We start from the raw sequence: 19,513 nt of genomic DNA, 5'->3' as shown, positions 1-19,513 counted from the left end.
ATTCGCATCATTTCGATCCAATGTATGTGAATATATGACACGTACCTCGTCGCGTCCAGTGCGACGCACGCACTCTTGAACGAAAGGCCCCGCTATGAGCGACTGGCTCGGATCTGTCTTCCCCACGACGAAACCCGTCATCGCGATGCTGCACCTGTCGGCCCTGCCCGGCGACCCCGGCTTCGACAGTGCCGCGGGCATCCGTGCCGTCGTCGACCGCGCGCGGGGCGAGCTCGCAGACCTGCAGGAGGGCGGGGTCGACGGCGTGATGATCTCGAACGAGTTCAGCCTCCCCTACCTCACGAAGACCGAGCCGATCACGGCCATCAGCATGGCGCGCATCATCGGCGAGCTGCTCGATGACATCACCATCCCCTACGGCGTGAATGTGCTGTGGGACGGCCGCGCGTCGATCGACCTGGCCGTCGCCACCGGGGCCCAGTGGGTGCGTGAAATTTTCACAGGCGTCTACGCCAGCGACTTCGGCCTCTGGAACACCAACGTGGGCGAGGTCGCCCGCCACCGCGCGCGCATCGGCGGCGCCGGCGTGAAGCTGTTCTTCAACATCGTTCCCGAATCGGCCAAGTACCTCGCCGACCGCGACCTCACCTCGATCACCGAAACCACCGTGTTCGCCACCCTCCCCGACGCCATCTGCGTCTCGGGCCTCACCGCGGGCGCCCCCACCGACACCCAGGCGCTCGCGACCGTCAAGGCCGCCGCCGGCACCGTGCCCGTCTTCGTCAACACCGGCGTTCGCGCCCACAACGTGGGCGACCAGCTCGCCATCGCTGACGGCGCCATCATCGGCACCTTCTTCAAGAAAGACGGCGTCTTCGAGAACCGCGTCGACCTCGCCCGCGTGCACGAGCTCATGGGCGCTGCGCGCGATGCGCGCGCCGGGTTCGCGCGGACGGAGTAGCCGGCGGCGCAGGGCGGTGCCCGACGTGGCGCGGTGCCGTTGCAGCGCGCCACGTCAGCGCGCGGGGTCCTGCTTGCGGGCTGCCTTCAGCGCGTAGAGGCGCCGGTCGGCGCGCTCGCGGATGGTGTGCGCCGAGTCGTCGGGCTCGGCGACGGCGATGCCGAACGACCACCCCTCTGGAATCGCTGCGCGCAACCGCTCGATCACGTCGAGAGCCTCGCGCTCGGCGGTCGCGGGCAGCACCAGGAGGAACTCGTCTCCGCCGATCCGCGCGACGAGATCGTACGGCCGGGTGGTCTGGCGGAGAGCCGCCGCGAACTCCACCAGGCGGCGGTCGCCTTCGGCATGACCCCGCTCGTCGTTGACGCGCTTGAAGTCGTCCAGATCGACGATCACCACGGCGACCGACTGCCCCGTGCGGGACGCTCTGGTGAGCTCCAGGTCGATGCGTGCATCCAGCCCCGACCGGTTGAGAAGACCCGTGAGCGGGTCGGTCGTGATCTCGCGGTCGAGCCTGCTGCGCAGGTACCCGGCGGCTTCGAGGCAGAACACCGACGCCAGCAGGATGTTGAACCAGGTCAGCAGCAGCGCATCCAGCGGGTTGATGATCACCGCCGTCAACGAGAGCGCGAACCCCGTCGCGGTCACCGCCCGAGCGACCCACCGGCGGTAGAACCAGCCCAGGTAGCACGCGAACATCGGGTAAAGCACGATGTTGTTGACGGATGCGACGGGCGCCGTCGACACCGCCATCTGCACCGAAGTGACCACGAAGAACACGCTGGCGCCGACGAGTCCGAGCCAGCGCACGAACAGGGCACCGAAGGCGATCGGGGTGGCGGCGAGCACGAGGGTGACCGCGATCCAGAACCACGTCCATCCGCTGCCGAGGGGGTTGTCGGTCGAGGTGATGGCGTCGAGCAGGCCGCTGGCCGCGATGACGACTCCCGCGGCCGCGGTGACCCACGCGAACGGCGGAATCCGCCGCCGGGCGAGCCATGCCCCCCAACGTCCCATCGCTCCCCCACCCGAACGCACTCGAACGCACCCGTCAGTGTCTCGAAGTCTAGGCGAGCCGCCGTGGCGCCTCACCGTATGCTGGTGTGCTTTCTTGCGTTCGCGACCCAGGAGGTGGAGCCATGCAAACCATCGTCACCGCCGAGTACGGCTCCCGCGCCATCGGCGTCGCCACCGCCGACTCCGACCACGACCTCATGAGCGTCTTCATCGAAGACCCCGAGTACGTGCTCGGCATCGAGACCATCGACACCCACGCATCCTCGACCGCGGCCGCCGGCGCTCGATCGACCCACGAAGACACTGACACCACGCGCTACCCCCTGCGCAAGTGGGCCCGGCTCGCCGCCGTCGGCAACCCCACCGTGCTGCTCCTGCTGTTCCTCGAGCCCCTCAAGAGCACCAAGCACTGGGAGGTGCTGAGGGGCATCCGGGATGCGTTCGTCTCGCGCGAGGCGCATCTCGGAACGAGCGATCGCCACGCTGGCAAGCGCAGTGACGTCCCGGGTGGACTCTGCTTCTGCAGTGAAGTGGTCGCCCGACTGGGTTGCATACGGCCGCCCGCACACCTGGCAGGAGCCAGACGGATGGCACGCTCGATGCAACGAGTGCCTGGCCGAATCGCCGATCTGCACCATCGAAGCGGACTGCGGGGCGTGGTTCGACGCTCATTGGCTGCGCGCGCATTCGGCGTAGACCCGGCGCACCCACTTCGCGCCCACACCTACGTTAGGGATGACTGCTATTCATAACCCTAGGAATCGTCACCTCTCGCCTGTACGTTTGACGACATGCGCGCATCCGGGACCGTTCACGCAGAACCAGCGTCGCAAAACAATGCTCCGAACTATCGAGTGAACTTCTGGCAGCAGGCGCGGTCGAGCGATTGGAGCCTCGAGGCTTTCGTGCTGACTGACGTCCGTGATGTGAGGGAAGCACTGGAGTGGGTCGAGGCACATCGGGGCGGGAGGCGGTTTGAGCTCTTCGTAAAAGTTGAGGTCGACGCGGTTGAATCGATTGAGACGCCTCGCACGGGCGGGCTCATTCGGCTGGTCGGCGAGAACCCAAATGCTGGCGAGCCCCTGGCGGCCCGGCACTTCACGAGGGAACTGTTCGCTGATACCGCCCACCCTCTTCCCTCGTCCATACCGCGCGGGGTCGATGCATACGCCCCTGGTGAGGCTCAGATCACGGTGCGGCACGCGCAAGGGTATGAAGCCTTCGTCGAGTTGGTCGGCGAGGAGAATGCGCTGCGGATGTCTGCGGAAGACACTCTCGCGTTCATCTTGAGTTACGCGTCATCCATCTGCAGTTCGCGTGACGGGCTGCAGCGCTCAGCCGCCATCTTCCTCGGGAACAAGGTAGCGGCGGAGCTTCCGCATGCAGAGTGGCGAGCTTACGGCGAGTCGGGGCTCGAGATCGCTGCGGAGGATGCGTCGTTCGATGTCGTGGCGGCGGTTCGTGCCGCCTGCGAAGGCTTTGGTGACCCGCGAGGCGGGCTTGGGCGATTTCTGGAAATGGCTCGGGGCGGCGAGCCGCAGAGTTAAGCTCGCCACCCTGACGCGCGCGGATCAGGTGCCGCAGGCGACGTTCTCGTCGAAGATGTCGTACGCGGTAGCGATGTAGCTGGTGCCCGCGAGCGAGAGGTTCCCCGACGTTTCGTTGCGGTAGTTGCTCGCGTTGCCGTTCTTGCAGTTGTAGGCCAGGTAGGTACTCATGATGGTGCCGACCGAGGGGTTGGTGGAATCGTTGTCGACCGTGACGTCCCAGATGTTCCAGTCGGGGTTGTAGTGCGCCAGCGCTGAACCCATGTAGCCATTTGAGAATGGGGTCTGACACGAGGTGATCGAATCGCCGTTGATAAGCCGATTGCTCTTCGTGATGAGGACCACGAGCTCGCATCCCGAAGGCAACGCGGATGAGGTGGAACCATCGTCGACCGGCCCGTAGGTCGCGGTGCTCGTCGAGATGATCTCTGCACCTTCCGCGGTCCGCTCTGCGATGAGCTGGAGCACGGCGGGGTCGTCACCGTCATAGCTCGACTGCGCCTCGTGACTGCCTTGCGGGCTGGATGCGACCCCCGCTAGCGCAGCCGCGAGGAGTACGGCGCTTGCGCATGCTGTAAGGAGTTTCATGATTGTCCTTCCAGATTGGTGTCCCTGAATATTTCTCAGGTAATTCCACCATCCTCCGATGGTGGTAGGAGCGGAAGGGGCACCGCAGGCTACTCGACCCGGGAGCAGTTAACCTCCCCATTGCGAACTACTGCGCATCCCGTGGTACCGGGTCTCTCGACACAGTGGAGGTGCAGTGGATACGACGCAACTACTCAAGGGTGTGCTCGACGTGGCCGTGCTGGCCGTCGTGCAGCACGACGACGGGTACGGATACGACATCGTGCGGCGCCTGCGCGACGCGGGCCTGGGCGACGTGGGTGACGCGTCGGTCTACGGAACGCTGCGCCGGCTCTACGCCGCGGGCACGCTGTCAAGCTACGTGGTGCCGTCCGAGGGGGGCCCGCACCGCAAGTACTACGCCATCAACAGCGAGGGTCGCGACATGCTCGCCCGCCAGCGCAGCACCTGGACGGACTTCGCCGGCGCCATGTCGGCCCTGCTGGCCGAGACACCACCGAAGAAGACCGCGCTTCGCACGATCGGAGAGAACAAGTGAGCGAACCAACGGCCACCCTCGACAAGTCAATCACGGACTTCGCCGCCGCCGTACGGCGCCACCTCTACGACCTCCCGCTGGAAGACATCGACGACCTCACCGACGGGCTCGAAGCCGACCTCTCCGAACAGGCCTCCGACGAGCAGGGCGATCTACATCTCGACGACCCTGCCTCGTATGCGGAGGAGTTGCGCGCATCCGCTGGCCTTCCTCCCCGTGCCAGTTCGACCGTGCCGCTGCGACGACGGATGCGGCAGAGACTCGATGAGCTCGAAGCGACGACTCGGCGCATCACCCGCTCGACCCGCCTCGGCTCACACCTGGTCGACTTCGCTCTCGCCCTGCGGCCGGTGTGGTGGGTGCTGCGCGGGTGGGTCGTGTACCAGCTGCTCACCGTCGTGCTGCTGGGCCGGAGCGCGTTGGTGCCATCGGACCTCATCATGTGGGTGCTGCTGTTCGCCTGCATCGCGCTGAGCGTGCAGTGGGGGCGCGGGCGGTGGGCGCCCGGGTCGTTCCTGCGGGTTCTGCGGACGGTGGTGTCCGTCGTCGCGATCGTGGCCCTTCCGTTCGTCATGGGGTGGACAGTCGGCCAGGCCAGGGCGAACGACGGGTCGTCGTACGACGTCGCCTATCCCGATCCGACAGAGCTGTGGTTCGACGGCGAGCGCGTCACGAACATCTTCGGATACGACGCCGAGGGCAACCCCGTCACCAATATCCAGTTGTTCGATCAAGACGGAGACCCGCTGGTGACCATCGGGTCAGCCCTGGTCTACGAGGAGTTCGACGACGGCGCCGGCGGCACCACCGTGCCGGTGCCCTATGCGAGCAGCTCGCGCGGGTACATCTGGAACGTCTACCCGCTGAGGGAGGCACCCCTCGGCGACATGGGCGACGTGGATGCGCGCGACGCGCAGCCGGCGACGCCACCGTTCCGCACCACCAACGCGGTGCCCGAGCCTGCGGTGCCCACGCCTTCTCCCACAGCTGCGCCGACCCCCACTCCTACTCCCCCGCCTGTCGGGGAGCCTGCGCCGAGCGCGGTGCCGGATGCTGCGCCATGACCAGCCCACGGGTGATCTCTGTCGACGTCACGTATCTGGTCACCGAGGCCCTCGCGCGTGCCGATCCTGAGCGGTCGCGTGGCGATCTAGGCGTGGAGGCCGTCGATCGCGGCGCGACCGGGGGTGAGGTAGAGGTCTTGCTCACCGGGAAGCTCGTGTGCCGCGATGCCGCCGACGCTGGTATCGTCGCCGCACTCCTGCCGGAGCACATCGAGCTCACCCGGGCCGAGCCCGGATGTCTCTCGTTCGAGGTCACCGCGACGGACGACCCGCTCGTGTGGGCCGTCGAGGAGCGGTTCGCGAGCGAGGACGCGTTCGCCGCGCACCAGGCGCGGGTAGGCGCGAGTTCGTGGGGGCGAAACACCGCCGCAGTCGGGCGGCACTACGAGGTGCGGCGCGTTGCGCGATGATGCTGCAGTACCGAGCACGTACTAGCCCGCTGGTATCGCGAACGTCGGAGGCTGCTGCGACATGCTCGTCGGAAGGGTTCCCGGGCCTGGAATGTGTCAGTGGCGCGGAGGACGATAACAAGATGCCAACGCCTCGAGGTCACCACGTCATCTCAAAGTTTTACCTCCGCCATTTCGCTGCGACAGACGGCCGGATCACACGTGTTGACCTTGGGGGCGACACGGTTCGCCGAGTGCGCGCACACGTCAAGAGCGCCACGGTTGTTCGTGACCTCTACGTCATTGAGGGATGGAACGGTTCGAGCCCTCTAGTCGAGAAGATGTTCGCTACTACGGAGGACAAGGCTGCGAAGATCACGGCTCGCGTGATTCGCGATCCCGCCGGGGCGTGGCCACTCGACGGAGATTCGCGAGTCGTCCTCTCTCACTGGCTATCCCAGCAGTTTCTTCGCGCGCCCCTGTTCCGTCTTGCCGCCGAACGTGCGATTCGCGCTGGTCTCGACTCGTCGGACCGACACATCCACTTTTCTGACCTTTTGGAACGCGGAACTGTCACCGGCGATCCTGGTGACCTTGACCGCTTGGCGAGGCGCTTCGGCATCTCCACGAAGTCCAACCCGATTCCAGCGAACGAGTACTACGAGCTGCTGCGGGATCACCTGAACCCACTCGCAAGACATCTCTTTGAGCAGCAATGGTTCCTTGGAATCGCAAAGGAACCGTCTTTCTTCGTCGCCGATAGCCCCATCGTGCTCACGACGAGCACAGTCGACGAGTCGGACGGTGTCCCGTTCCAGATCTGCAGCCTCGACTATCTGAAGTCACGGTGGTCCTGGACACCCTTCAACCGAAACCTTCTGATCCTCACGCGAAAACTGCCTCCGGCATTGTTGCGCGCAAATCCAGACCAAATCATTCATCTCTCGAAGGCCCAGATCGAACAGCAACATATGCTGCAAGCTGCCAACGCAACCAAATCGATCTACGAGCATCCCGATGACAGGTTCAGCACAGACATCGATCCCGAACAATGGAAGCTGCTCCGATCGAGAATAGACACCTGATCCCAGCTCACAGGCGCTGGAGGCCATCGAACTCGGCTTCACTTATTGCACTTGACGCGCGATGATGGGTTTATGTCGATCGCTGCCAACCACCTCCCCGACGAGAGCCCGGAGTACGTCGCGCGGCGAGTGCTTGATCGGGTGCGCCGTGCAACGAATGCGGCGCCGGGATCGAACGTGTTCAAACTGACCATTGCGGGCGAGGACTCGCCGCTCGAGATTCCCGCCGAAATGACCGATGTGGTCATCTCGGCTCTCGAGAACCTCGCGGCTGGTCACCAAGTGAGCGTGATGTCCCGTGACGATGAGTTGACGACCGTGCAGGCGGCGGAGGTCCTCAACGTGTCGCGCCCGTACTTGATCAAGCTCTTGGAGAGTGGCGAAATCAACTATCGGATGGTAGGTAGCCATCGTCGAGTGAAGACGGATTCACTCCTTACATTCAAAGCTCGTGATGACGCGCGCGCACATGCTGCAGCTGACGAGCTGGTGCGGCTGAGTGAGGACATGGGCTTCGACCGGTGACGATCGTCGCCGTCTATGACGCGAACGTTCTCTACCCTTCGCTCCTCCGTGACATCCTCGTCCGCGTGTCCGTGTACGGTGCTGTTCGGGCCCGCTGGACTGAGCAGATTCTCGACGAGACATTCCGGAACCTGCGCGCGAACAGGGCAGACCTCAACGTCGACGCGATGAACAGAACTAGGGCGCTCATGAACGACGCCGTTCGCGACGCCCGAGTGACCGACTTCGAGTATCTGATCGACGAGCTCGAACTGCCCGATCCTGACGACCGGCATGTGCTCGCTGCGGCGATCCACACGCGCGCGAGCGTGATCGTCACCTCGAACCTCAAGGACTTTCCTACGGAAGACCTAGCTCAGTACGGCCTGACGGCGCAGCATCCGGACATCTTCCTGACCAGACTATTTGACGACGATTCCGTAGCAATTGTCGACACCGTGAGAAGGATCATGGCGGCGAACAGTAGACCTCGACTGACCATCACGGACATCGTCGCTCGGCTGCACGCGACCGATCTTCCGTTGCTGGCGGAGCGTGTGCATTCGGCCTTTTGAGGTCTCTCGCAGCTGCGGCCGTGGAAGGGTGAAGGTATGGAGCATCCTGAAGCACCCCGTCTCGACCCCTCGCCTGAGCAGGTGGCGGAGATCGATCGGCGGGCCGCGGCGTTGAAGGAGCAGTCGGAGAGCTTCGCCGCGATGGACGCGTTGTGGCGTGCCATCTACGGGCTCGACCGCTGGATCTTCATCGCGCGCGGCACTGACGACCAGCCCGGGCCCTACGTGGGAGAGCTCCCCCAGGGCCCGATGATTCTCGCCTTCACCACCGGGGAGCGGGCGAGAAACGCGGCGCTCGGTATGGGTCTGTCTGAGGACGAGGCGTCGCGGTTGCTCGCCGTTCCGCTCCCGTCCGCGATCGAGTGGGCGGCGACGTTCTCGAGCGTCGGGGTGGTGGGGATCGCGTTCGATCTGCCCGCGGCCGGGTACTTCGCGCCGCTCGGAAATCTCGTTCCGATACGGGACTACATGGCTGCGAATCCGCCTGCCCACTGAGGCGGCATACGTCGGGGCAGTCGCCGTTTGCTCGCCGAGAATGACACCGGCGCCGACCTGGGTGTTGTCAGAAGCGCGGTCGACCACGCCCGCGCCGGGTGCGGTGACGGATGCGGGGGGACATACTCGACGCATGGAACGCACTGATCATCCGAAGGCGTGGGACGAGCGATCGACTCTGCTCACGATGCTGCAGTACACGCGTGACACGGGCATCGAGAAGGCCACGGGCCTCACGGATGCGCAGGCCGCCGCCACCCCGATCGCGACGTCTCCGCTGATGAGCGTCGGCGCGGTGCTCAACCACATGCGCTGGGTGGAGCACTCGTGGATCGAAGCCCGCTTCGTCGGCGGCCCCGATCTCGGGCCGTGGACCGACGAGTCACCCGACCAGGAGTTCATCGACGGCTCCACCCTCCCCCTGCAGACCGTGATCGACGGCTACCGTGCCCAGGCCGAAGCCACCGACGCGATCATCGCCGGGCTGCAGCTCGACGACCTGTCGCAGACGCCGTTCCGGTCGGGTGAGCGCCCGACGCTGCGGTGGGTGATCCTGCATCTCATCGAGGAGAACGCCCGGCACAACGGGCACATCGACATTCTGCGCGAGATCGCCGACGGCACAACGGGCGACTGAGCACTCGGCTCACAGCACTCGGTCGAAGAAGTCAGCGGTGAGGTCTCCGAAGGTCGCGTGCGAGTCGGCGGACGGCTTGTCCGCCCACTCGTGACTTCCGCCGGGGATCGTGTGCAGCCCGACACGAGCGCCCACAGCCGCCAAGGCGCCTCGGAGCGCGAGCGCCTGTTCGAACTCGACGATCTGATCGTCGGTACCGTGCACGATCAAGGTGGGTGGCGCATCCGGAGTCACCCACGTGATCGGGCTGACGTCTGCGAGGAAGTCGGCCGCCGGCGACGGGCCCATCAACCACGTCACCTCGTTGGGTTCATCGATGCCGACGCCCCGCAGATCGGTCGGGCCGGCCGCCAGGGACGCGGCCCTGGCGATGCCGGGCTCCCTGAACGCCAGGTGGGCGGCGAGGTGGGCTCCCGCCGAGAAGCCCCAGACCCCGATGCGCGAAGGGTCGCCACCGACGTCGGCGATGTGCGTCTGCACCCACGTCAGGGCTGCGCGGGCGTCGTCGTACTGCGCTGGCCACGGGGCGGCACCGCTTAGCCGGTAGGTGACGGAGACGGTCACGTACCCGCGCGCCGCGAGCAGGGGGTTCAGCCACGGGTGCATTCCGGCGCCGCGATCGCCCTCGTGCCACCCTCCACCGTGGAAGAACAAGGCAACCGGGAGTGGGGCACCCCCGGGCTCTCTCGGCGGGGCGAGGATGTCGAGTTCGAGCGGATGCTCGGCTCGGCCGTACGACACAGCTGGGTAGAAGGACATCGCCGGCGAATCCATGGTCAGAGGGTACCGGGCCGCCGCACGCTTCCAGGGAGCCGGACCGTCATGATGTGCACGCTTCATGTGCGTGGCCCGAGGTCGAGCGACCACACCGCGACGTGCAGTTCGGTGTCGCGGTAGGGGAAGCGTTCCTCCCCGATGCGCTCGAAGCCGACACGCGCGCACAGGCGGTTCGACGGGTGGTTCGCGGTCGCGGGGAAGGCGAGGATGCGGCGCCGTTCCGACCTCGCTCGCGCGTCATCAAGCGCGGCCGAGACGCCGGCGGCGGCGACTCCGCGCCCCTGCACCTCGGGAACGACGAACCAGCCCGTCTCGAGCGTGGCTTCATCGTGCCACTCCGACTGCCACCAGTTCACGCCGCCGACCGCGACCCCGTCGTGCTCGATCGCGAAGATGCCGGCGGTCTCGAGCTGCGCGAAGCGGAGGTACTTCTCGTGGCGCTCGCGCACCTTCTCCTCCGCCTCCGGCCCGCCCAGGAACTCGGTCATCACCGGGTCGTTCGCGCGCATCAGCAGCGCCAAGTCGCCCTCGGCCCACGGCCGGATGCTCGTCGTCATGCCTCCATGATGCTCTCTGCTGAGGGTGGGCGAGGTGACGAGGGACCTTCCTCAGCGCTGCGCGGAAAGCCCGTGACCGCATTCGAATCAGCGACGGCGGAGCGCGTCCCATTCGCGGTCGCGGCGGTCGCGCTCGAGCCGCTGTCGCAGCTCGCGGCGGTCGCGCACCCGGTGATGCAGCATGCTCGCGATGTCGCGGGACGATCGGGGGGACGACCCGGCCGTCTGGATGGCGGCGAGTGCCGAGACAGCGAGCAGCGCATCCGTCTTCTGTACCGATCGCGAGCCCTCCTCGAGCTCCTCGGCGACGAGTCGGGCGAGCTCAGCGCTGGGGTCGTACGGCAGCTCGACCCGATAGCTGGTGACCAGTCGGTAGAGCAGGATGAACGGCGCCAGCACCGGCATCGCGAACAGCAGAAGCACACCCTCGACGTACTGCCGCAGCACGATCGACGGCAGGAAGAAGCCGTCGTGCAGGTCGTCCCGGCGGTCGTCGGCGCGGAGGTTCTCGACGACACCGGCGACCGCGGCGCAGATCGCGGGCACCGCAGCCAGAGCGAGGATGAGGAAGACCGGCCAGATGCTGTCCCCGATCTCGAGGGCGATCACCAGCATGACCAGGGCGAGGAACCGCAGCCCCACGCGGTTGCGACGCTTCACGGAGAGCGTGACGAACACCGCCGACAGCACGACCGACAGGCCGAGCAGCCACGATCGGCTCGCATCGGTGAGCCAGGGAGTGACCCCGGTCAGCCATCCGGGCGGGTCGATCGACAGCGCTCGAAAGAGGCCGGCGGTCCACTCGATCGGCCCCTCGCTCGGGAACGCGGCATCCGGATGCGCGACCCACGACGAGTACAGCCACACACTCACCCAAGTGATGACTACCCACTCCACCAGCGTGTCCCAGCGCAGACCGAACAACTGGTCGACCTCCTCCCGCCAGCTGTGCGCCTTCGCCACGACCTCGTCGTCGACCGCCATCGTTCGTTCCTCCTCTGCTCTCCGCCCCGCGAGCCGGGACCTTCGAGGAGGGTACGCGCATGGGAACACCACCTTCTGGCGGGGCAACCGCGACCAGTTCTGTGGCCAGCCGTGGAGGCGGCTGTGGATGCCCGTCAGACGATCATCGATCGCATTCACGCCTTTCTCTCGGAACTCGGCGGCGTCGCCGCCTATCTCTACGGCTCGTTCGCACGACGTTCGGCCGGCTCGGAGTCCGACGTCGACATCCTCGTCGTGCACCCCGACGACATCTCGCACGACGCCATCGTCGACGTCGCGTTCGACCTCAGCGAGGCGATCAGAACTTGGGCAGGCAACACGGGGCAGGTCTACAGCGTGACACGGTCGGAGCTTCGCGACTCCCTCGCGCGGGCCGAACCTGTCGTGATGTCGATCAGGCGCGAGGCGGTCACGGTGCTCGGACCCACGTTCGACCGGCTCCTCCTCGAGCTGGAAGCGGATGAAACAGCCTGTGCCTAAGCGCCGCACGGTACGCCTCGACGTCGCCGGCGCGCGCGCTCGCCTGAAGGAGGCACAGCTCCACCTCGCGGCCGCCGAGCTCCTCGACCTGGGAGCCCCCGCCGAGAACAAGGTGGCCGGCTCCAATGCGATCCTCGCCGGGACCGCAGCGGCCGACGCGATCTGTGGACTCGTCTTGGGAAAGCGCAGCGCTGGTGACGACCACGCGGATGCGGAGGGCCTGCTGCGCCGAGCCACGCACCCGTCGACCAAGGCCGCCGGGAAGACGCCGGTGCAGTACGGCACCGACGCGATCAGCGCGAGCGACGCATCCGATCTGGTCGCCTGGGCCCTCGACATCGTTCGCGAAGCGGAGGCTCGAGATCGCTGACGACGCGACCTCCAGGCATGCGGCATGATGCGGGGATGAGCTCTTATGCGAGGCCGGCGATCGAGGGGCCCGTCGTCCGCAACGACGATGGGCGCGTCATCGAGTACGGGCGGCGTTGGGAGGGGTCGCCGCCAGAGGACAGCTATTCGGTGGATGCGCATCCGGAGCGCTTCGCACCTCTGCACGCGGTGGCCGAGGCGTTGGTCGAGCACCTGCGCGACACCTACGACATCGAGGTGACGGAGGGTGTCGAGAGCGGGCCAGAGCTCCGACGGCCGACGGGCGAGGTGGCGCGGACCGTGCACCTGCAGCCTCGCGACCCGGCCGCGGCGCCGCTGACGATCGTGTTCACCGACTACCCGGGGGTGTTCGTGCGGGCCGGGATGCTGCAGGAGTTCGCGTTCCCGGTGTGCGGGTGCGATGCGTGCGACTCGACCTGGGAGGGCGAGGCCGATCAGCTGGAGAAGACCGTGCTGGCGGTGGCGGAGGGGCGCTTCCGGGAGCGCATCGGCGGCGGAGCGGAGCCCTGGGTGGAGTACGCGCTCGAGTTTCCCGACGGGTCGAGCTCGGGGCGGGTGCCGGCGGGCGAGTCGCCCGCACCGCGGGTCGAGGCCGCGCGCGCACGGCTCGACGAGAACGGCGGCGGGTGGCAGCCCTGGCCGCTCCGCGCATGAGGAACGGGTCGTGGCGGTGTCAGCCGGCGAGCAGCTCCAGCACGAGTCTGTCGCCGTGCCACCGCGCGAGCGACAACCCATGGCGGTGTCAGCGGCCGAGCAGCTCCAGCACGAGTTTGTCGCCGTGCCACCGCGAGCGACAACCCCTGGCGGCGTCAATCGGCGAGCAGCTCCAGCACGAGCTTGTCGCCCTGCGACTGGGCGGAGATCCACGAGGTCGAACCGTGAAGCCGGATGCTCGCACCGGTCACGGAATCGGCGAGGGTGAGGTGACGGCTGAGTCCGATCTTCTCGATCGTCGCCCGGGTGGTGGCACGCGGGAACGAGGCGACCTCGGTGCGCAGACGGCCGCCGGTGTCGCGGTTGAGCACGTGGATGGTGTCGGGGGTGATGGCGACGAGCAGTTGCACGGTCACGCCCTGCGCCTCGGCCGCGGCCTTCGTGGCGGCGAGGCCACCCAGGGCGGCGGCCACACCGGCACCCAGAGCACCAGCCCCCGAGCCGCCATCGCCGCCCCCGGCCATCGAGCCTGCCGCGAGCCCGACCGCCTCAGCGACAACGAGGTCGGCGAGCCCGAACACCCCGGCGGCCAGCACCTCGCCCCCGGAGTCACCGGCTGCGCTCAACGCCGCCCGCGCCTCGGCCACCAGCTCCTGCTCGCTGAACCCGCTCATCCTGTCCCCCTCGGCTCGTCGGCGCCCTGCCACGAGGCCCGTCACCGACACTAGCGAAGGAAGGAGGCGAGGCCCCATGCGCGACGACGACTTCGAGGTCGAGGCGAAGTGGAAGGAGGAGGTCTACTACTGGGAGGGCTCGAAGGGCTTCCTCTTCGACGCGGGGTGGGGCGTCGAGCCACCCGTGCTGTACGTGCCCCCGGCCGACGAGTGGGATGCCTCGACGCCCGAATGGATGCACGGCCGCCGCGACGTCATCCTCTCCCGCCTCGACGGCTACGCGAGGCACCGTCTCGTCGAGGGCCCCTACCCGGGTGTGCAGCGGGGGCTCACGCGCGAGCTGTGAGGGTGAGGCCGCGGGCGGTGCGCGGCTCAGCCGCGAGGGCTCGGCGCCCCAGCCCCAACCTCAGGCGGCCGAGCGCGTGCCCGACGGGCGGCGGCGGAGGGCAGCATCCGTCACCTCAGGCCCCCGATAGACCATGTCCATCGCGCCGATGCTCTCGCCGGGCGGCACGATGGCGTCGATGCGGTCGAGGATCTCGTCGCTCAGCACGACCTCGGCGCCCGCGAGCGTGTCGTCGAGCTGCTCCGTCGTGCGCGGCCCGGCGATGGCGGAGGTGACACCCGGATGCGCGATGACGAACGCCATCGCCAGGTGCGTCAGCGGAATGCCGACCTCGTCGGCGAGGGCGACGAGCTGCTCGATGACGGCGAGCCGGCGCTCGTCGCGGAAGTGGCGCATCCCGGTGCCCGCGCGGAAGTTCTCGTTCGCCTGCCCCGCGCGGTACTTGCCCGTGAGCGCGCCGCCGGCGAGCGGGCTGTAGACGAGCGTGCCCATGCCGTAGCGCTCGGCGACGGGCAGGATCTCGCGCTCGATCTCGCGGTCGAGGATGGAGTAGTTCGGCTGCTCGGTGCGGAAGCGCTCGAAGCCCCGGCGCTCGGAGACCCACTGCGCCTCGACGATCTCGCTGCCCCGCATCGACGAGGTGCCGATCGCCCGCACCTTGCCCTGCCGCACGAGGTCGGTGAGCGCCGAGAGGGTCTCGTCGATGTCGGTCTCGGGGTCGGGGCGGTGCAGTTGGTAGAGGTCGATGTGGTCGGTGCGGAGGTTGCGGAGGGAGCGTTCGACGGCCTGCATGATCCAGCGGCGGGAGGCGCCGCGGTGGTTCACGTCGTCGTCGACCGGGCCCCAGAACTTGGTGGCGAGCACAACCTCGTCGCGCCGGCCGGCGAGGGCCTCGCCGACGACCTCCTCGGAGTCGCCGTAGCGGTCTGCTGTGTCGACGAAGTTGATGCCGGCGTCGAGTGCGCGGTGGATGATGCGCACGCCTTCCTGCCGGTCGGGGTTGCCGAACGATCCGAGCATCATGGCGCCCAGGGCGTAGGGCGTGACCTTGATTCCGGTGCGGCCGAGGGGTCGATACTGCATGGGCTTCTCCTCTAGACTCGGATGCGGAACACCGTTCCGCTCATGTCGTCGACTATACGGAACACCGTTCCGGTTAGCAAGGGGTTCGCCATGCCTGCTGTCCCCGGGACCGCCTCGGCCTCGTCGGCCGACGCTGCGCCGCGCGCGCTCAGAGCCGACGCTCGCCAGAACCTCGACACCCTCCTGGCGGCGGCACGCACGGTGTTCGCACGGTCGGGTGTCGATGCGCCGGCGCGCGAGATCGCCACCGAGGCCGGGGTGGGCGTCGGCACCCTCTACCGCCATTTCCCGAACCGCGCCGAACTCGTGACGGCGGTCTTCACGTCGGAGATCGACGCCACCGCCGCCGAGGCTGCCGAGCTGCTCGAGAAGCACCCGCCCGGCGAGGCGCTCGACCTCTGGATCACCCGCTTCACCCGCTTCGTCGCCACCAAGCAGGGCCTCTCCGCAGCACTCCGCTCAGGCGACCCGGCCTACGACGCGCTCCCGGCGCAGCTGATGGGCAAGCTCGGCCCCGCCATCAGCTCCCTCCTCGACGCCGCCGTCGCCGCGGGCGACGTGCGCCCGGGCGTCGACCCCCTCGAACTCCTCCAGGCGGTCGGCGACCTCAGCCACCGCACCCCCTCCCCCGACGGCTCCCCCAACCCGATGGTCCTCCTCCTCCTCGACGGCCTCCACACCCGCTGACCCCAGGCCGGGCCTGGCGGCCTTGCCGGGCGCAGCGTGGCGCAGCGCGCAACGGGCCCCTTGTTCGTCAGCGGCGAGGCGGTGCCGCCGGCGCGGGGCGGGCGGGGGCGCCGAGGTCGCGGGAGATGGAGCGTGCGGCGTCGGTGAGGGCGGTGAGGGCGGGGGCGGGGGGCGGCCACTCGGAGGAGGGGACGACGATGGCGAGGGCGGCGATGGCCGCGCCGCTCGCGTCGTAGACGGGGGCCGCGACGGAGTTCTCGCCGATGACGGCCTCCTCGAGCTCGTAGCCGAGCGACTCGCGGCGAACACGGTCGAACTCGGCTTCGAGCTCGACCGGGTCGGTCTTGGTCGACCCCGTGAGGGTGCGCAGGGGGCGGTCGAGCGCATCCTGTCGATGGTCGGCATCGAAGGCCAGCAGCACCTTGCCGAGCGCCGAGGCGTGGCTGGGGAGCGTGAGCCCGGTCTCGGGCATCTGCTCGGAGCCGTCGGGCCGGCGGTCATGGTGGATGACGAGCACCTCGCCGAAAAGCTCGACCCCGAGCCTCGTGGCGAAGCCGGTCTCGCTCGAGAGGTCGTGCATCCAGCGGATCGACCGTGCCCTCACATCAAGCGTGTCGAGGTAGACGCTCGACAGCTTCACCAGCGCCGGTCCGAGCATGTAGCGGTTGCCGCCGCGCTCCTGCGCGACGAGGCCGTGCGCCTGCAGCGACTTCACGATGCCGTGCACGGTCGACGGCGGCAGATCGAGGGCCGCCCCGAGCTCTGTGATGCCGAGCCGGCGCGCACCCTGCAACAGCGACAGGATCTTCGCCGCCCGGTCGATCGATTGGATCACTCGTTCTCCTACTCGCCCGCCGCTGCGCGTGCCGCACCCATTCTCGCGGACTTGTTGACAGGGTTCGAGCGACCGTGCATTATTCGATATTACCGAATGTCATTCGACAATATCGAATGTGCCGGATGCGCTGCTGACGTCGGCGCACCGGAATCCGGTCACCCGCATCCGGTCACCCGCATCCGTTCAAAGGAGAACAGTCACATGGACGACAACCGAACCTGGCAACGCCTTACAGCCGAGTTCCTCGGCACCGCCTTCCTCGTCTTCATCGGGGTCGGTTCCGTGCCCGCCGCCCTCATGGTGAACGGCGACGCCCCGTTCACGATGGCGAGCCTCGGCTTCATCTCGCTGGCCTTCGCCACGATCGTCATCGCCACCGTCTACGTGTTCGGCTACATCTCGGGCAACCACATCAACCCGGCGGTCACCCTCGCGCTCGCCGTGAGCGGCAAGTTCGCCTGGCGTGACGTGCCCGGCTACCTGCTGGCCCAGGTGCTCGGAGCGGTCGCGGGCGCCTTCGCCATCGTCGGCACGCTCGGCCAGCAGGCCAGCGATCTCGGTCTCGGAATCGCGGCTTACGGAGACATCCCGGTCTGGCAGGCGTTCACCGCCGAATTCCTCGGCACGTTCATCCTGGTGTTCACGGTGTTCGGCGTCATCCACCGCAAGGCGGCACCGGGATTCGCCGGCATCGTGATCGGTCTCGTCGTGTTCGCGGCCATCATCCCGGTCGCCCCCGCCACCGGGGCGTCGATCAACCCCGCCCGCACCACCGGGCCGATGCTCGTGCAGCAGCTGCTCGGCGGAACCGTGCAGTGGGAGCAGTGGCCGGTGTACGTCATCGCCGAGATCACCGCGGGCATCGCCGCGGGACTGCTGTTCGGGCTCGTCTCCCGCACCCGCGCCGACCGCACGACCCTCACCGAGGCTCTCGAAGAAGAGGATGCTCGTGCCCGCTGACGAGGAGGTCGGCGGCGCCGAGACGCTCACCGTCGCCGATCTCGTCGCCTGGCTCGACCGCTTCGACGAGCTCTGCAGCACGAACGTGAGCTGGCTCACCGAACTCGACTCCGCGATCGGGGATGCGGATCTCGGCACCAATCTCACCCGCGGAACATCAGCTCTGCGAACAACACTCCACGACGACGCGCCGGCCGACGCCGGCGACCTGCTGCACCGCTGCGGCATGACGCTGCTCGCTACCGTGGGCGGCGCCAGCGGAGCGCTCTTCGGCTCGATGTTCCGAGCCATGGGCAAGCGCGCAGGCGAAACCGCCCAGCTGAACGTGGGCGGCCTGGCTTCGGCCTTCGAGGCGGGTCTCGCATCCGTCGTCACGCTCGGCCGCGCCGAGGTCGGCGACAAGACCATGGTCGACGCGATCGCACCGGGGGTCGCGGAACTCACTGCCCGTGCCGCCCGAGGCGAGCAGCTCGAACAGACGTTGCGGGGCGCGGCTCGCGCTGCAGTCGCCGGCCGCGACAGCACTCTCCCGCTGGTCGCTCGCAAGGGCCGCGCCAGCTACCTCGGCGAACGCAGCGCCGGCCACCTCGACCCGGGCGCCGCAGCGGCATCCCTGCTGTTCGAAGCCCTCACGGTTCACACGACTCTCACCCATCACCACACCACCGCACTGACAGGAGCACCCATGTCCACCATCCGCCGCCAGTTCGTCAACCGGCCCGACGACGTGATCGCCGAGGCTCTCGACGGACTCCAGCGCACCTACCCCTCCCTTCTCGCGTTCGACGCAGCAGCGAACGTGGTCTCGCGGGCCGTTCCTGCCTCGGGCAAGGTCGGTCTCGTCTCAGGCGGAGGGTCGGGTCACGAGCCGCTGCACGCCGGCTTCGTCGGCACCGGGATGCTCGACGCCGCCGTCTGCGGCGCCGTGTTCGCGAGCCCCACCTCCGAGCAGGTGCAGGCCGGCACCCGCCTCGCCGACAGCGGTGCGGGCGTCGTGCACATCGTGAAGAACTACACCGGCGACGTGCTCAACTTCGAGATCGCCGCCGAGCTCGTAAGCGACGACGGCATCGCGATGGAGGCCGTGATCGTCGACGACGACCTCGCCTCCCATGGCGCCCACGACGGTCCGGGCCGCCGCGGCACGGCAGCCGTCGTCACCGTGGAGAAGGTGCTCGGTGCCCTCGCCGAGCAGGGGGCCGACCTCGCGGCCGTCGCCGCAGCGGGTCGAGACGTCGTGGGCCGGTCGCGCAGCCTCGCGCTCGCCCTCGACGCCTGCACGCACCCGGGCGAATCGCGGGCGGCGTTCGAGCTCGCTGCCGACGAGGTGGAGTTCGGCGTCGGCATCCACGGCGAACGCGGCACGGGGCGCATCCCGTTCGCCACCGCCGACGAACTCGTGGAGCAGCTCGTGACTCCGCTGGCCGAAAGCCTCGAGCTGAGGCGCGGGCAGTCGGTGATCGCGATCGTGAACGGGTTGGGCGGTGCGTATCCGCTCGAGCTGTCGATCATCGCCCGCCAGGTACACCGGCTGCTCAACGATCGCGGGGTGAGTGTCGCGCGGTCGCTCGTCGGGTCGTATGTGACCTCGCTCGACATGCACGGAGCATCCGTCACCTTCACCGTCGCCGACGACGACCTCGTTCGTCTCTGGGACGCCCCCGTCCGCACCCCCAACCTCACCTGGTAAGGAGCCCGAAC

General features: G+C 67.9%; 26 protein-coding genes. 18 read left to right on the top strand and 8 right to left on the bottom strand.

Features of this window, described 5'->3' with window-relative positions; genetic code table 11:
• Positions 1-94 precede the first annotated feature (94 nt).
• On the top strand, positions 95-922 hold the full coding sequence (locus HL652_RS02940; RefSeq protein WP_171703914.1) for a BtpA/SgcQ family protein: 828 nt from the start codon (positions 95-97) through the stop codon (positions 920-922).
• Positions 923-976: 54 nt separating this feature from the next.
• On the opposite strand, the gene HL652_RS02935 is transcribed toward HL652_RS02940, so the two are convergent.
• Complete coding sequence (locus HL652_RS02935) at positions 977-1,939, bottom strand: GGDEF domain-containing protein (protein ID WP_171703913.1); 963 nt, start codon at positions 1,937-1,939, stop codon at positions 977-979.
• 122 nt (positions 1,940-2,061) lie between these two features.
• On the opposite strand from HL652_RS02935, the gene HL652_RS02930 reads away from it, so the two are divergent.
• The gene (locus HL652_RS02930; RefSeq protein ID WP_171703912.1) at positions 2,062-2,691 is read left to right on the top strand and encodes a DNA polymerase beta superfamily protein; all 630 of its coding nucleotides are present in this window, start codon (positions 2,062-2,064) and stop codon (positions 2,689-2,691) included.
• A gap of 39 nt (positions 2,692-2,730) precedes the next feature.
• Positions 2,731-3,486 carry a hypothetical protein gene (locus tag HL652_RS21455; RefSeq protein ID WP_216603978.1) on the top strand — a complete coding sequence of 252 codons (756 nt, stop codon included), beginning with the start codon at positions 2,731-2,733 and terminating at the stop codon, positions 3,484-3,486.
• A 24-nt stretch (positions 3,487-3,510) separates the two neighbouring features.
• On the opposite strand, the gene HL652_RS02920 is transcribed toward HL652_RS21455, so the two are convergent.
• Entirely contained in the window at positions 3,511-3,750 is a 240-nt protein-coding gene (locus tag HL652_RS02920) for a hypothetical protein (protein ID WP_171703911.1), read from the bottom strand.
• Positions 3,751-4,249: 499 nt separating this feature from the next.
• Here HL652_RS02920 and HL652_RS02915 point away from each other — a divergent pair, with 499 nt between their 5' ends.
• The 8 genes from HL652_RS02915 (at position 4,250) to HL652_RS02880 (ending at position 9,361) form a co-directional block, all read left to right on the top strand.
• A complete protein-coding gene (locus HL652_RS02915) occupies positions 4,250-4,612 on the top strand; it encodes a PadR family transcriptional regulator (protein WP_171703910.1) in 363 nt (120 codons plus the stop codon).
• Positions 4,609-5,676 carry a hypothetical protein gene (locus HL652_RS02910; protein WP_171703909.1) on the top strand — a complete coding sequence of 356 codons (1,068 nt, stop codon included), beginning with the start codon at positions 4,609-4,611 and terminating at the stop codon, positions 5,674-5,676. The genes HL652_RS02915 and HL652_RS02910 overlap by 4 nt, the downstream gene beginning before the upstream one ends.
• Positions 5,673-6,086, top strand: a complete 414-nt coding sequence (locus HL652_RS02905; RefSeq protein WP_171703908.1) for a putative quinol monooxygenase — start codon at positions 5,673-5,675, stop codon at positions 6,084-6,086. Before HL652_RS02910 ends, HL652_RS02905 begins: the two co-directional genes overlap by 4 nt.
• Positions 6,083-7,150, top strand: a complete 1,068-nt coding sequence (locus HL652_RS02900) for a DUF4238 domain-containing protein (RefSeq protein WP_171703907.1) — start codon at positions 6,083-6,085, stop codon at positions 7,148-7,150. Before HL652_RS02905 ends, HL652_RS02900 begins: the two co-directional genes overlap by 4 nt.
• A 72-nt stretch (positions 7,151-7,222) precedes the next feature.
• A complete protein-coding gene (locus tag HL652_RS02895; protein ID WP_171703906.1) occupies positions 7,223-7,675 on the top strand; it encodes an excisionase family DNA-binding protein in 453 nt (150 codons plus the stop codon).
• Positions 7,672-8,229 carry a PIN domain-containing protein gene (locus HL652_RS02890; RefSeq protein WP_171703905.1) on the top strand — a complete coding sequence of 186 codons (558 nt, stop codon included), beginning with the start codon at positions 7,672-7,674 and terminating at the stop codon, positions 8,227-8,229. Before HL652_RS02895 ends, HL652_RS02890 begins: the two co-directional genes overlap by 4 nt.
• Positions 8,230-8,265: 36 nt before the next feature.
• Entirely contained in the window at positions 8,266-8,724 is a 459-nt protein-coding gene (locus HL652_RS02885; RefSeq protein ID WP_171703904.1) for a hypothetical protein, read from the top strand.
• Between the two features lie 133 nt (positions 8,725-8,857).
• Positions 8,858-9,361 (top strand): DinB family protein, encoded by a 504-nt coding sequence (locus tag HL652_RS02880; RefSeq protein ID WP_171703903.1) that lies wholly within the window; start codon positions 8,858-8,860, stop codon positions 9,359-9,361.
• A gap of 9 nt (positions 9,362-9,370) precedes the next feature.
• On the opposite strand, the gene HL652_RS02875 is transcribed toward HL652_RS02880, so the two are convergent.
• The 3 genes from HL652_RS02875 to HL652_RS02865 all read right to left on the bottom strand — a co-directional run bounded on the left by HL652_RS02875 (position 9,371) and on the right by HL652_RS02865 (position 11,679).
• A complete protein-coding gene (locus HL652_RS02875; protein ID WP_171703902.1) occupies positions 9,371-10,135 on the bottom strand; it encodes an alpha/beta hydrolase in 765 nt (254 codons plus the stop codon).
• A gap of 62 nt (positions 10,136-10,197) precedes the next feature.
• Positions 10,198-10,695 carry a GNAT family N-acetyltransferase gene (locus HL652_RS02870; protein WP_171703901.1) on the bottom strand — a complete coding sequence of 166 codons (498 nt, stop codon included), beginning with the start codon at positions 10,693-10,695 and terminating at the stop codon, positions 10,198-10,200.
• Between the two features lie 87 nt (positions 10,696-10,782).
• Positions 10,783-11,679 carry a hypothetical protein gene (locus HL652_RS02865; protein WP_171703900.1) on the bottom strand — a complete coding sequence of 299 codons (897 nt, stop codon included), beginning with the start codon at positions 11,677-11,679 and terminating at the stop codon, positions 10,783-10,785.
• Positions 11,680-11,802: 123 nt separating this feature from the next.
• Here HL652_RS02865 and HL652_RS02860 point away from each other — a divergent pair, with 123 nt between their 5' ends.
• The 3 genes from HL652_RS02860 to HL652_RS02850 are packed head-to-tail and all read left to right on the top strand — an operon-like array spanning position 11,803 to position 13,224.
• Positions 11,803-12,180, top strand: a complete 378-nt coding sequence (locus tag HL652_RS02860) for a nucleotidyltransferase family protein (protein ID WP_171703899.1) — start codon at positions 11,803-11,805, stop codon at positions 12,178-12,180.
• Positions 12,173-12,550: a hypothetical protein gene (locus tag HL652_RS02855; RefSeq protein WP_171703898.1), complete on the top strand. Its 378-nt coding sequence runs from the start codon at positions 12,173-12,175 to the stop codon at positions 12,548-12,550. The genes HL652_RS02860 and HL652_RS02855 overlap by 8 nt, the downstream gene beginning before the upstream one ends.
• Positions 12,551-12,585: 35 nt before the next feature.
• Positions 12,586-13,224, top strand: coding sequence for a DUF6226 family protein (locus HL652_RS02850; protein WP_171703897.1), 639 nt, complete (start codon positions 12,586-12,588; stop codon positions 13,222-13,224).
• Positions 13,225-13,379: 155 nt separating this feature from the next.
• Here the strand turns inward: HL652_RS02850 and HL652_RS02845 are convergent, their stop codons facing one another.
• The gene (locus HL652_RS02845) at positions 13,380-13,898 is read right to left on the bottom strand and encodes a hypothetical protein (RefSeq protein ID WP_171703896.1); all 519 of its coding nucleotides are present in this window, start codon (positions 13,896-13,898) and stop codon (positions 13,380-13,382) included.
• A 76-nt stretch (positions 13,899-13,974) separates the two neighbouring features.
• Between HL652_RS02845 and HL652_RS02840 the strand changes: the two genes are divergently transcribed.
• Positions 13,975-14,244 carry a hypothetical protein gene (locus HL652_RS02840; RefSeq protein WP_171703895.1) on the top strand — a complete coding sequence of 90 codons (270 nt, stop codon included), beginning with the start codon at positions 13,975-13,977 and terminating at the stop codon, positions 14,242-14,244.
• A gap of 60 nt (positions 14,245-14,304) precedes the next feature.
• Here the strand turns inward: HL652_RS02840 and HL652_RS02835 are convergent, their stop codons facing one another.
• Complete coding sequence (locus tag HL652_RS02835; protein ID WP_171703894.1) at positions 14,305-15,327, bottom strand: aldo/keto reductase; 1,023 nt, start codon at positions 15,325-15,327, stop codon at positions 14,305-14,307.
• A 90-nt stretch (positions 15,328-15,417) separates the two neighbouring features.
• Here HL652_RS02835 and HL652_RS02830 point away from each other — a divergent pair, with 90 nt between their 5' ends.
• On the top strand, positions 15,418-16,014 hold the full coding sequence (locus HL652_RS02830; protein WP_171703893.1) for a TetR/AcrR family transcriptional regulator: 597 nt from the start codon (positions 15,418-15,420) through the stop codon (positions 16,012-16,014).
• Positions 16,015-16,081: 67 nt separating this feature from the next.
• On the opposite strand, the gene HL652_RS02825 is transcribed toward HL652_RS02830, so the two are convergent.
• Complete coding sequence (locus HL652_RS02825) at positions 16,082-16,849, bottom strand: IclR family transcriptional regulator (protein ID WP_171703892.1); 768 nt, start codon at positions 16,847-16,849, stop codon at positions 16,082-16,084.
• 204 nt (positions 16,850-17,053) lie between these two features.
• Here HL652_RS02825 and HL652_RS02820 point away from each other — a divergent pair, with 204 nt between their 5' ends.
• Both HL652_RS02820 and dhaL read left to right on the top strand, forming a co-directional pair.
• Positions 17,054-17,812 carry an MIP/aquaporin family protein gene (locus HL652_RS02820; protein ID WP_171703891.1) on the top strand — a complete coding sequence of 253 codons (759 nt, stop codon included), beginning with the start codon at positions 17,054-17,056 and terminating at the stop codon, positions 17,810-17,812.
• The gene (gene dhaL, locus HL652_RS22010) at positions 17,802-19,502 is read left to right on the top strand and encodes a dihydroxyacetone kinase subunit DhaL (RefSeq protein WP_216603976.1); all 1,701 of its coding nucleotides are present in this window, start codon (positions 17,802-17,804) and stop codon (positions 19,500-19,502) included. Before HL652_RS02820 ends, dhaL begins: the two co-directional genes overlap by 11 nt.
• The last annotated feature ends 11 nt before the right edge of the window (positions 19,503-19,513 follow it).

Origin of the sequence: Herbiconiux sp. SALV-R1, from assembly GCF_013113715.1 — a bacterium.
Lineage (GTDB): Bacteria > Actinomycetota > Actinomycetes > Actinomycetales > Microbacteriaceae > Herbiconiux.
This window is presented reverse-complemented; position numbering and strand designations above follow the sequence as displayed.

Bases quoted from the DNA above. Each gene is read 5' to 3' on its own strand.
- HL652_RS02940 (WP_171703914.1), top strand. From the start codon at position 95: ATGAGCGACTGGCTCGGATCTGTCTTCCCCACGACGAAACCCGTCATC.
- HL652_RS02935 (WP_171703913.1), bottom strand. From the start codon at position 1,939: ATGGGACGTTGGGGGGCATGGCTCGCCCGGCGGCGGATTCCGCCGTTC.
- HL652_RS02930 (WP_171703912.1), top strand. From the start codon at position 2,062: ATGCAAACCATCGTCACCGCCGAGTACGGCTCCCGCGCCATCGGCGTC.
- HL652_RS21455 (WP_216603978.1), top strand. From the start codon at position 2,731: ATGCGCGCATCCGGGACCGTTCACGCAGAACCAGCGTCGCAAAACAAT.
- HL652_RS02920 (WP_171703911.1), bottom strand. From the start codon at position 3,750: ATGGGTTCAGCGCTGGCGCACTACAACCCCGACTGGAACATCTGGGAC.
- HL652_RS02905 (WP_171703908.1), top strand. From the start codon at position 5,673: ATGACCAGCCCACGGGTGATCTCTGTCGACGTCACGTATCTGGTCACC.
- HL652_RS02900 (WP_171703907.1), top strand. From the start codon at position 6,083: ATGATGCTGCAGTACCGAGCACGTACTAGCCCGCTGGTATCGCGAACG.
- HL652_RS02895 (WP_171703906.1), top strand. From the start codon at position 7,223: ATGTCGATCGCTGCCAACCACCTCCCCGACGAGAGCCCGGAGTACGTC.
- HL652_RS02885 (WP_171703904.1), top strand. From the start codon at position 8,266: ATGGAGCATCCTGAAGCACCCCGTCTCGACCCCTCGCCTGAGCAGGTG.
- HL652_RS02880 (WP_171703903.1), top strand. From the start codon at position 8,858: ATGGAACGCACTGATCATCCGAAGGCGTGGGACGAGCGATCGACTCTG.
- HL652_RS02875 (WP_171703902.1), bottom strand. From the start codon at position 10,135: ATGGATTCGCCGGCGATGTCCTTCTACCCAGCTGTGTCGTACGGCCGA.
- HL652_RS02870 (WP_171703901.1), bottom strand. From the start codon at position 10,695: ATGACGACGAGCATCCGGCCGTGGGCCGAGGGCGACTTGGCGCTGCTG.
- HL652_RS02865 (WP_171703900.1), bottom strand. From the start codon at position 11,679: ATGGCGGTCGACGACGAGGTCGTGGCGAAGGCGCACAGCTGGCGGGAG.
- HL652_RS02850 (WP_171703897.1), top strand. From the start codon at position 12,586: ATGAGCTCTTATGCGAGGCCGGCGATCGAGGGGCCCGTCGTCCGCAAC.
- HL652_RS02845 (WP_171703896.1), bottom strand. From the start codon at position 13,898: ATGAGCGGGTTCAGCGAGCAGGAGCTGGTGGCCGAGGCGCGGGCGGCG.
- HL652_RS02840 (WP_171703895.1), top strand. From the start codon at position 13,975: ATGCGCGACGACGACTTCGAGGTCGAGGCGAAGTGGAAGGAGGAGGTC.
- HL652_RS02835 (WP_171703894.1), bottom strand. From the start codon at position 15,327: ATGCAGTATCGACCCCTCGGCCGCACCGGAATCAAGGTCACGCCCTAC.
- HL652_RS02830 (WP_171703893.1), top strand. From the start codon at position 15,418: ATGCCTGCTGTCCCCGGGACCGCCTCGGCCTCGTCGGCCGACGCTGCG.
- HL652_RS02820 (WP_171703891.1), top strand. From the start codon at position 17,054: ATGGACGACAACCGAACCTGGCAACGCCTTACAGCCGAGTTCCTCGGC.